Annotated in this window: 1 protein-coding gene; it reads right to left on the bottom strand. The window is 67.7% G+C overall.

The genetic code is table 11. The annotated features are described in order from the left end of the window. The coding region (locus IY392_RS18390) for a CmpA/NrtA family ABC transporter substrate-binding protein (protein ID WP_194862009.1) at nucleotides 1–662 on the bottom strand (662 nt) is incomplete at both ends.

The raw sequence follows: 662 nt of genomic DNA, 5'->3' as shown, positions 1-662 counted from the left end.
CGGAAGCCGATCCGGTCGGGCTCCTGCATCGTGCGCCCGGCGCCGTCGGGGTACGTGCCCGTGAGGATCGCGGTGAGCAACTCGGGTTGTTGGTTGAGGAACTGCTCGGTGGCCATCGAGGCCGCGGCCTGAGGCCGGTGAGCGGGGTCGTCCGACCACACCGCGGCGTCGGCGACGGCCCTGGTGAGCGCTCGGTAGGTCACCGGGTTCTCGAATGCCCACTCGTCGGACACGCCGAGGCAACAGCATGGGTGACCGTCCCACAGGTCGCGGGTCAGAGTGAACAGATATCCGGCGCCCCTCGCCACGGCGAGCTGGTTGAACGGATCCGGTCCGAGGAAACCGTCAATGTTGCCGGTGAGCAGGTTAGCGACCATATCGGCCGGCCGCAGGATCCGGAGGTCCACGTCGAGGTCCGGGTCGAGCCCCCCGGTGGACAGGTAGTGGCGTAACAAAAGGTTGTGCATAGAGAAGTCGAAGGGGATGCCCAGCACGAAACCACGCATGTCCTCCGGGCCACGCACGGTGTCGCGGTGGCGGTTCGCCAGCGTGATGGCCTGTCCGTTGACGTTAGTGATGAGCGGCATCCGCGTGGCCTTGCGGCCCGAGGCGAAGCCGTGGTGCAGGGCCAGCGGCATCGGGGCCAGCATGTGCGTGGCCTG

This window comes from Dietzia sp. SYD-A1, assembly GCF_015356725.1.
Classification (GTDB): domain Bacteria; phylum Actinomycetota; class Actinomycetes; order Mycobacteriales; family Mycobacteriaceae; genus Dietzia.
The sequence above is the reverse complement of the archived record's forward strand: the minus strand, read 5'-3'. Positions and strand labels throughout refer to the sequence as shown.